Annotated in this window: 9 protein-coding genes; 6 read left to right on the top strand and 3 right to left on the bottom strand. The window is 73.5% G+C overall.

All coding sequences use genetic code 11. The features are described from left to right. Window positions 1-1,193, top strand: a 1,193-nt coding sequence (gene mshC, locus LCD35_RS25640) for a cysteine--1-D-myo-inosityl 2-amino-2-deoxy-alpha-D-glucopyranoside ligase (protein ID WP_225045085.1), incomplete at its 5' end; no start/stop codon positions are given. 73 nt (window positions 1,194-1,266) lie between these two features. Here mshC and LCD35_RS25635 read toward each other — a convergent pair. Then, window positions 1,267-2,106 carry a PAC2 family protein gene (locus LCD35_RS25635; protein ID WP_224960103.1) on the bottom strand — a complete coding sequence of 280 codons (840 nt, stop codon included), beginning with the start codon at window positions 2,104-2,106 and terminating at the stop codon, window positions 1,267-1,269. Between the two features lie 262 nt (window positions 2,107-2,368). On the opposite strand from LCD35_RS25635, the gene LCD35_RS25630 reads away from it, so the two are divergent. From LCD35_RS25630 to LCD35_RS25620, 3 genes are all read left to right on the top strand, one after another. Further along, window positions 2,369-3,049, top strand: a complete 681-nt coding sequence (locus LCD35_RS25630; protein WP_224960091.1) for an HAD family phosphatase — start codon at window positions 2,369-2,371, stop codon at window positions 3,047-3,049. A 55-nt stretch (window positions 3,050-3,104) separates the two neighbouring features. Further along, window positions 3,105-3,368: a phosphoribosyl-ATP diphosphatase gene (locus tag LCD35_RS25625; protein WP_224960093.1), complete on the top strand. Its 264-nt coding sequence runs from the start codon at window positions 3,105-3,107 to the stop codon at window positions 3,366-3,368. Window positions 3,369-3,524: 156 nt separating this feature from the next. Beyond that, window positions 3,525-4,373: a VOC family protein gene (locus LCD35_RS25620; RefSeq protein WP_224960095.1), complete on the top strand. Its 849-nt coding sequence runs from the start codon at window positions 3,525-3,527 to the stop codon at window positions 4,371-4,373. Window positions 4,374-4,580: 207 nt separating this feature from the next. On the opposite strand, the gene LCD35_RS25615 is transcribed toward LCD35_RS25620, so the two are convergent. Together LCD35_RS25615 and LCD35_RS25610 are read right to left on the bottom strand one after the other, a co-directional pair. Then, window positions 4,581-5,357, bottom strand: coding sequence for a thioesterase family protein (locus LCD35_RS25615; RefSeq protein WP_224960097.1), 777 nt, complete (start codon window positions 5,355-5,357; stop codon window positions 4,581-4,583). A gap of 41 nt (window positions 5,358-5,398) precedes the next feature. Further along, window positions 5,399-6,325 (bottom strand): RecB family exonuclease, encoded by a 927-nt coding sequence (locus LCD35_RS25610; protein ID WP_225045084.1) that lies wholly within the window; start codon window positions 6,323-6,325, stop codon window positions 5,399-5,401. An 88-nt stretch (window positions 6,326-6,413) separates the two neighbouring features. Between LCD35_RS25610 and LCD35_RS25605 the strand changes: the two genes are divergently transcribed. Both LCD35_RS25605 and LCD35_RS25600 read left to right on the top strand, forming a co-directional pair. Next, on the top strand, window positions 6,414-7,556 hold the full coding sequence (locus LCD35_RS25605) for a site-2 protease family protein (protein WP_224960099.1): 1,143 nt from the start codon (window positions 6,414-6,416) through the stop codon (window positions 7,554-7,556). A gap of 135 nt (window positions 7,557-7,691) precedes the next feature. After that, window positions 7,692-8,522 carry a tRNA (adenine-N1)-methyltransferase gene (locus LCD35_RS25600; protein WP_224960100.1) on the top strand — a complete coding sequence of 277 codons (831 nt, stop codon included), beginning with the start codon at window positions 7,692-7,694 and terminating at the stop codon, window positions 8,520-8,522. Window positions 8,523-8,646: the final 124 nt, after the last annotated feature.

Raw genomic sequence — 8,646 nt, 5'->3', positions numbered from 1 at the left:
CACCCCGCCCCCTCCGGCTCTTCGACACCGCCACCGGCGAGGTCCGGCCCACCCAGCCCGGCCCCGTCGCGCGGATGTACGTCTGCGGCATCACCCCGTACGACGCCACCCACCTCGGTCACGCCGCCACCTACCTGGCGTTCGACCTGGTCCACCGCGTGTGGCTCGACAACGGCCACGAAGTGCACTACGTGCAGAACGTCACCGACATCGACGATCCGCTGCTGGAGCGGGCCGACCGCGACGGTGAGGACTGGGTCGTGCTCGGCATGCGCGAAACGGCGCTGTTCCGGGAGGACATGGCCGCGCTGCGGGTGCTGCCGCCGCAGGACTTCATCGGCGCGGTCGAGGCCATGCCGGAGATCGTGGAAGCGGTCGGCAAGCTGCTGTCCTCCGGCGCCGCCTACCGGGTCGACGACGAGTACCCGGACGTCTACTACCGGCACGACGCGACCGGCCGGTTCGGCTACGAGTCGAACTACGGCCCGGAGGACATGCTCAAGTTCTTCGCCGAGCGCGGCGGCGACCCGGACCGCGCCGGCAAGGAGCACCCGCTGGACGCGCTGCTGTGGCGGGCCGCCCGGCCCGGCGAGCCGTCCTGGGAGTCCGAGCTCGGGCCCGGCAGGCCCGGCTGGCACCTGGAGTGCTCGGTGATCGCGCTGAACCGGCTGCGGATGACCTTCGACGTGCAGGGCGGCGGCTCCGACCTCGCGTTCCCGCACCACGAGTACAGCGCCGCGCACGCCGAGGCGCTGACCGGCGAATCCCCGTTCGCGCGGCACTACTGCCACGCGGGCATGGTCGGCCTCGACGGCGAGAAGATGTCCAAGTCGAAGGGCAACCTGGTGTTCGTCTCCCGGCTGCGCGGCGACCGGGTGGACCCGATGGCGGTGCGGCTGGCGCTGCTGGACGCGCACTACCGCACGGACCGCTCCTGGACGGCGGACGCGCTCACCGCGGGCACTGCCCGGCTGGCGCGCTGGCGGGAGGCGGCGGCGCTGGCCGCGGCACCGGCCGCCGCCACGGCGATCGCCGGGCTGCGGGACCGGCTCGCCGACGACCTGGACACCGAGGGCGCGCTGCGCGCGGTCGACGCGTGGGCCGACGAAGCGCTCGCGGGCGGCGGCACCGAGGCGGCCGCGCCCGGTGAGGTCCGTGCCGCGGTCGACGCGCTCCTCGGCGTGCAGCTCTGACCGGCTGATCCGAACAGCGGAACGCCCTCCGAGCCGGGCTCGGAGGGCGTTCTCGTGCGATCGGGGCGCGGCATCAGCCGGGACCGGGGCCCAGCGGCCCCTTGCCGCCCGGCCCACGCCTGCGCAGGTAGCGCTCGAACTCGGCGGCGATCGCGTCGCCGCTGGTCTCGGTGAGCTTCACCTCGGCGTCGCCGCGTTCCTCCAGGGCGCGCACGTAGTTGCGGACGTCCTCGTCCTCCTCGGCCATCTCGCTGACCGTGGTTTCCCACTCCTCGGCCTGGTCCGGGAGGTTCCCCAGCGGGACCTCCAGGTCCAGCGCGTCCTCCACCCGGTGCAGCAGCGCCAGCGTCGCCTTCGGCGACGGCGGTTGCGACACGTAGTGCGGGACCGCCGCCCAGAACGAGATCGCCGGGATGCCCGACTGCACGCACGAGTCCTGGAAGATCCCCACGATGCCCGTCGGGCCCTCGTAGGTGGAGCGCTCCAACCCGTAGCGGGTCGCCGAATCCGCGTCGTAGGCCGTGCCGGTCACCGGCACCGGGCGGGTGTGCGGCGCGTCGGCGAGCAGCGCGCCCAGCGACACCACGGTGCGCACCCCCGCGTTGTCGAGGTGCTCCAGCAGTTCCGCGCAGAACGCGTTCCAGCGCATGTTGGGCTCTATCCCGTGCACGAGCACCACGTCGTGCTCGGCGCCCGGCGGCCGGCACACCGACAGCCGCGTCGTCGGCCAGCTCACCTTCCGGGTCACGCCGTCCACCAGCTTCACCGTGGGGCGCGAGACCTGGAAGTCGTAGTACGGATCCGGGTCGATCTCGGCCAGCGGGGAGGCGTCCCAGGTGAGTTCGAGGTGCTCGATCGCGGAGCTTGCGGCATCGCCCGCATCGTTCCAACCCTCGAACCCGATCACGGCGATCGGGGCGGTCGGCCCAGCGGGTTTGCCTTCGGTCGATGTGCCTTCGGTCGAATTCCCCTCGGTCCGGTCCACCTGGTCTGCGGAGCGTGGTTCGCGATCGTTCACCGCGTCAGCCTACGACCTATCGCCGACGTGAGCGCCCGACATCCCGGAGACGATCCGAACCGGCGGGGAGGGATCGGCCACGTTCGCTGGGAGCGGCCCCCGCCGCCCTGCTGTACTGGCGGCGTGGCACTGATGAGCTTGTTGAGATCAGGGCGCGATGGCTGACGCCCGCCCCGCCGCCGTCCTGTTCGACATGGACGGCACCTTGGTCGATTCCGAGAAGCTGTGGTCGATCTCGCTGAGCGATTACGCCGTGCACCGCGGCGGCGAGCTCGGCGTCGCCACCCGCGAAGCGATGGTGGGCTCGAACATGTCCACCAGCATGCGGATGCTGCTGGCCGATCTGGGCCTGCCCGCCGATCCGGCGAACGTCGCGGACGCCGCCGACTGGGTGGAGCGGCGCAGCGCGGAGCTGTTCCGCCAGGGGTTGCCGTGGCGGCCCGGGGCCCGGGAGGCCTTGGCGCAGGTGCGCGCGCTGGGCGTCCCGTGCGCGCTGGTCACCTCCACGATCCGCTCGCTGGCGGAGATCGCGCTGGACACGCTGGGCCGGGACTCCTTCGACGTCACCGTCTGCGGCGACGAGGTCGACGGCCGCAACAAGCCCGATCCGGAGCCGTACCTGCGGGCGGCCCGGCTGCTGGACGTGGACCCGCGGCGCTGCGTGGCGGTGGAGGACTCGCCGACCGGGGTGTCGGCGGCCGTGGCCGCCGGGTGCACCGTGGTCGCCGTGCCCTGCGAGGTGCCGCTGGAGCCGGGGGAGCGGCGGGTGCTGCTGAGTTCGCTGGAGTCCTTCGACGTGCCCGCGCTGAGCGCGCTGCTGCCGGACGCGGTCGCCTGAGCGGCGGCGGGACCGCTGTCGGGGCCCGCCGCCCAGGATGCGAGGATCGAACGTCGTGAAGACCTTCGACGAGCTGTTCAACGAGCTCCAGGAACGCGCCCGCACCCGGCCGGAGGGGTCGGCGACCGTCGCCGCGCTCGACGCCGGAGTGCACGCGCAGGGCAAGAAGGTCATCGAGGAGGCGGGCGAGGTGTGGCTCGCCGCCGAGCACGAGTCCGACGAGGCGCTGGCCGAGGAGATCTCGCAGCTGCTCTACCGGCTCCAAGTGATCATGCTCGCCCGCGGGCTGTCGCCCGAGGACGTCTACCGGTACCTCTGACAGCGGAATACTCCGGGCGAATCGTCCTGTTCGTCCTCTTTGCACTGTTCCGCGCCGCCGCTCCGATGGAGGAATCCGCCTCGGCGCGACCTCGATCGTCGATCACTCGGTCATAATGGGTAGTGATCTTGAAGCGATGAGGTGGGGGTGAGGAACATGGCCGTAGTGCAGCCCGGGGAGGCGGCGCCCCAGTGGGAGATCGTGGCCGGGATGCCGTGCTGGATCGAACTGGTCACCACCGACGTGGAGCAGGCCCGCGAGTTCTACGCCGAACTGTTCGGCTGGCGGTACGAGACGCACCAGGACGACGCGGCAGGGGAGCACGTCGTCGCCTACCGCGACGGGTTCCCCGTCGCCAGCATCCGCCGCTCCGCCGGGGAACACTCCGAGTGGCGGCTGTTCCTCGCGGCGCAGGACGTCGACACCACCGCCGAGCAAGCGCTCGGCGAAGGCGCCCGGATCGTCGTGCCACCCGCCGACGTGCCCGGCATCGGCCGCAAGACCGTGCTCGTGGGGCCCTCCGACGCCGAGTTCGGGCTGCTGTCCCCCGACGACTCCTGGCAGTTCGACGTCGGCCTGCCCGGCACCCTCATGTGGGCCGAGCTCGTCACCATCAAGGCCGCCGCCGCCGACGGCTTCTTCCAGCGGCTCTTCGGCTACGAAGCCGAGCAGTTCGGCGCCGAGAACCGCTCCAACTACGCCGTCTGGTACCTCGCCGGGGAATCCGTGCTCGCGCGGGTCAGCATGATCCGCGACTACATCACCCCCGACACCCGGCCGCACTGGCTGCTCTACCTCGGGGCCGACGCCGACGAAGGCATCGACGGGCTCGTGCACCGGGCCATCGGGCTCGGCGGGCGGGTCCGCGTCGACCCCTACGGCTCCAGCATCGGCCGCGTCGCCGTGCTGCGGGACCCCACCGGGGCCCGGTTCGCGGTCGTGGACGACACCCAGGCCACCGACTGGTTCGACAGCGCGGCCAACTTCGATCCTTACGATGATTGACGTTCGTCGGCCTGCTTAGTGCTCGGGTGGCGGAACCTCAGCGGTTCCCTCGCTGCGGGATCGTTTTCACAGGTGGCTCCGCCACATGAGAAAACGCTGTCCTCGCGAGGGAACCGCTGAGAACCCGCGGCGGTGCCGGTTGCTCGGGTGGTCGGCAGCTCAGCGGCTTCGCCGCTGACGGGAAAGAGGGAAGACCGTTCGGCTCGGTCAGCGGGGGGTGACCAGGAGGGTTTGGGCGGAGCGGCCGATCGGGCCGGTGCGGTCGTGGACGGTGCTGGTGGCGAGGCCGCCGCCGTCCGGGCCGAGGGTCGTCTCCGCGTCCAGGCCGACCCACTCGCCGGAGGGCTCCCGGTGCAGGTGCACCGTCAGGTCGGTGTTCGCGAACGACCACTCCGACATCCGCGCCCGGCGGGACACGCCGCTGGACGAGTCCACCACCGCGAACAACCGCTGCAACGGGCTCGGCTCCTCGTCGGCCAGCAGCGGGATCCGCTGCCGCGCCCACACCCGGGCGCGGCCGAGCTCCGCGCCGGGGCCGACGCGCCACTCCATCGCCGCCGCGTAACCGCGGTCCCAGCCGTCGATGTCCGACGCCTCCGGCCAGGACAGCGGATCGTCCAGCGCCTCGCGGGGCCCGCCCGCGACCGGCGTGCTGTCGCCGCGGACCATCCGCCACGCGCGGGCCGTCGCGCACACCCGCCCGCCCGCGGACAGCTCCGCCGACAGCAGCTGCACCGACCGGCCCGGGCGCAGCACCTCGGCGCGCACCGCCAGCTCGGCCACCGGCACCGGGCCCAGCACGTCCACGGTCACCCGGCGGATCGCCGTGCCCGGCGCGGGCTCGCAGCGCTCCAGCTCGCGCACCAGCAGCGCCGACACCGGCCCGAAGTGCTGGGCCGCGTCCGACCACGGGCCCGCGGTGTGCCCGGTGGCGCGGAAACCTCCTCCGCCCAGCCGCTCGTAGAACACGGCCCGCTCGTCCACTGCGTCCTCCTCGGCAGCCGTCCGCCCGCGGCGGAAAACGATCAGTCCGTGCGGTCCAGCACGGATTCCTGCCCCGGATCCGGTTCCGGCCAACCCGGGTAGGGCGGGGGAGTGCCGCCGAACTCCGGGCAGCGGGACTTGTGGTCGCAGTAATCGCACAGCTTGCTCGGGTTCGGGCGGAAGTCGCCGGTCTTCCCGGCGCGCAGGATGGCTTGCCAGATCGCCTCCAGCGTCCGCTCGAAGCGGCGCAGCTCCGCCTCGTCCGGCGCGTAGGCCAGCGACTGCCCGTCCGACAGGTACATCAGCAGCAGCTGCTTCGGCACCTCGCCGCGGGTGCGCCACAGCACCAGCGCGTAGAACTTCATCTGGAACATGGCCTTCGCCTCGCCGATCTGGCGAGGTGCCGCGCCGGTCTTGTAGTCGACCAGCCGGATCTCCCCGGTCGGGGCCACGTCCACCCGGTCGATGAACCCGCGCAGCAGCAGCCCCGAATCCAGCTCGGTCTCCACCCGCAGCTCGCAGGCCTCCGGTTCCAGGCGGCGCGGGTCCTCCAGCTCGAAGTACGAGTCCAGCAGGCGCGTCGCCGAACCCAGCCAGGTGCGCAGCTGCGGATCCTCCGGCCCGTCGAACAGCTCCGCCAGCTCCGGCTGCCCCGCCAGCAGGTCCTGCCAGGCCGGTTCCAGCAGGTCGCGGGCGTGCTCGGCGTCGCGCTGCTCGGCGGGCAGCGCGAACATCCGCTCCAGCACCGAATGCACCACCGTGCCGCGCACCTGCGCCCGCGTCGGCGTCTCCGGCAGCCGGTCCACCGCGCGGAAGCGGTACAGCAGCGGGCACTGCTTGAAGTCACTCGCGCGGGACGGCGACAGCGCGGGCCTGCGCCGGCCGGAGGGCAGGCTCGCCCCGTCCGACCCGCCCGCCCCGGCGAGCTCCGATCGCGTGCTGTCGCTGGTCCGGGCCGGTTCCACCATGCCCGCACCCTAGAACAGGGGTCCGACGGGATCGCGCACCCGTGGCGGATCACCTGCTCCTCACGCCGCCCGCTCTACCCTGTGGACCATGCCCGCCAACACGGCCCGCGGCCGAGCCGCTCCACCGGACAACGGCCTGCTGCTGTGCCGGGTGGTCGGGGTGCCGGTGCTGCTGTCGCCGTCCTGGTGGGTGGGGGCCGCGTTCATCGTGCTGCTCTACACCCCGCTGGTCGGCCGCATCCTGCCCGCCGCGAGCGTGTGGACCAGCGCGTTCCTCGCCGCCGGGTTCACCGTGCTGCTGGCGGCCTCGGTGCTGCTGCACGAGCTCGGGCACTGCGTGGCGGCGATGCGGCTGGGTCTGCCGGTGCGCCGGGTGCGGCTGTTCCTGCTCGGCGGCATCTCCGAGATCAGCCGCGCGCCCGCGACCCCCGCGCAGGAAGGCCTGGTGGCCGCCGCCGGGCCGGCCGTGTCGGTGGTGCTCGCGGCCGTCACGGGACTCGGCTGGTACGCGGTGGAGCCCGGCGGCGCGGTCTGGCTGCTCATCGCGCAGACCTGCGTGGCCAACCTCGCGGTGGCCGCGTTCAACCTGCTGCCCGGGCTGCCGCTGGACGGCGGGCGGATGCTGCGCTCCGCGCTGTGGGCGGTCACCGGGCGCAGGCAGCCGGGCACCACCGCGGGCGTCGTCGGCGCGGGGTTCGTCGCCGCCGGACTGCTGGTGTGGGCGCTGCTCGGGTTGCTGCAGGACGTGGACGACCAGTGGCTGCGGCTGCTGGCCTGCGTGTTCATGGTGTGGTTCGTCATCGCGGGCGCCACCGCCGAGCACGCCGCCGAGCAGCGCAGGAGCCGCCCGGTGCGGTTCTCGCTGGCCGAGCTGATGCGCCCGGTGCTGCAACTGCCCGCCGAGAGCCCCGTCGGCGACGCGCTGGTCGCCGCCGCCGGGCGCGGCGTGGTGCTGGTGCGGGCCGACGGCGTCGCGGTCGGGCTGCTCGACCAGTCCGCCGCCGAACGGCTCGCGACCCGCGCGCCCCGCGACCCCGCCGAGCACGCCGCCGAACCCGTCGGCCCGGACACCATCCTGCTGGAGGGAGAGCCGGGCGAGGCCGTGCTCGAACGGGTGCGTACCGTACTGGCCTGGCAGTTCCTCGTCATCGACACCGAAGGCAGGCCCTGCGGGGTGCTGCGCCGGGAGGACCTGCGCAGCGCGCTCCGCTCCCGCGCCCGCGAACGGTGAGCACCGGCGGGAACCGCCCGGGCCCTCTGCGACGATGGTCCGCCGTACCCGCCGGCCGCGGCCCCACCGCTCACTCCCGTGACGTCCCGCGCCCGGCGGCCCCTTGCCGAACGCGCACATGGAGGCACGAAGCACGTGAGCACCGTCAGCGGTGAGTTCCAGCCCGGCGACCGGGTCCAGCTGACCGATCCGAAGGGCAGGCACTACACCGTCGTCCTGGAGACCGGCGGCGAGTACCACACCCACCGGGGCGCGCTGGCGCACGACGACCTCATCGGCAGCCCCGAGGGCTCGGTGGTCACCTCGGCGGGCGGCACGTCGTTCCTGGCGGTGCGGCCGCTGCTGGCCGACTACGTGCTGTCGATGCCGCGCGGTGCGCAGGTCATCTACCCGAAGGACGCCGCGCAGATCCTGATGTGGGGTGACATCCGCCCCGGCGCGCGGGTCCTGGAGGCGGGGGCCGGTTCCGGCGCGCTGAGCTGCTCGCTGCTGCGCGCGGTCGGCGAGCAGGGCAGCGTCGTGTCCTACGAGGTGCGGGAGGACCACGCCGAGCACGCCGAGCGCAACGTGCGGAAGTTCTTCGGCGAGGTCCCGGAGAACTGGACCCTGCGCGTCGCCGACCTCGCCGACTACGACGAGGGCCAGGTCGACCGGGTCGTGCTGGACATGCTCTCGCCGTGGGACGTGCTGGACACCGTGTTCCAGAACCTGGTTCCGGGCGGCGTGCTGGTGGTCTACGTGGCGACCACGACGCAGCTGTCCAAGGTCACCGAGGCCATCCGCGAGCAGCAGTGCTGGACCGAGCCGCAGGCGTGGGAGACGTTGATCCGGCCGTGGCACGTGGTGGGTCTGGCGGTGCGGCCGGAGCACCGGATGGTCGCGCACACCGCGTTCCTGCTGGTCACGCGGCGGCTCGCGGACGGCGTGACGCCGCCGCGCCCGCAGCGGCGTCCCAGCAAGGGCTGACCGGGGCGGGGGGGGGGGGGGGGGGGGGGGGCCGGGGGGGGGCGCCGGGGGCCCCCCCCCCCCCCGCCCCCCCCGCCGCGCGCCGGCCGGGCGCGGGCGGCGCGGCCCGCGGGCCGGCGGGGGG

This window comes from Saccharopolyspora sp. 6V, assembly GCF_020176785.1.
Classification (GTDB): Bacteria; Actinomycetota; Actinomycetes; order Mycobacteriales; family Pseudonocardiaceae; genus Saccharopolyspora_C; species Saccharopolyspora_C gregorii.
This window is presented reverse-complemented; position numbering and strand designations above follow the sequence as displayed.

What these genes read in the sequence shown, in the direction of transcription:
- LCD35_RS25610 (WP_225045084.1), bottom strand. Translation starts at nt 6,325, where the DNA reads ATGGTGGAACCGGCCCGGACCAGCGACAGCACGCGATCGGAGCTCGCC.
- LCD35_RS25605 (WP_224960099.1), top strand. Translation starts at nt 6,414, where the DNA reads ATGCCCGCCAACACGGCCCGCGGCCGAGCCGCTCCACCGGACAACGGC.
- LCD35_RS25620 (WP_224960095.1), top strand. Translation starts at nt 3,525, where the DNA reads ATGGCCGTAGTGCAGCCCGGGGAGGCGGCGCCCCAGTGGGAGATCGTG.
- LCD35_RS25630 (WP_224960091.1), top strand. Translation starts at nt 2,369, where the DNA reads ATGGCTGACGCCCGCCCCGCCGCCGTCCTGTTCGACATGGACGGCACC.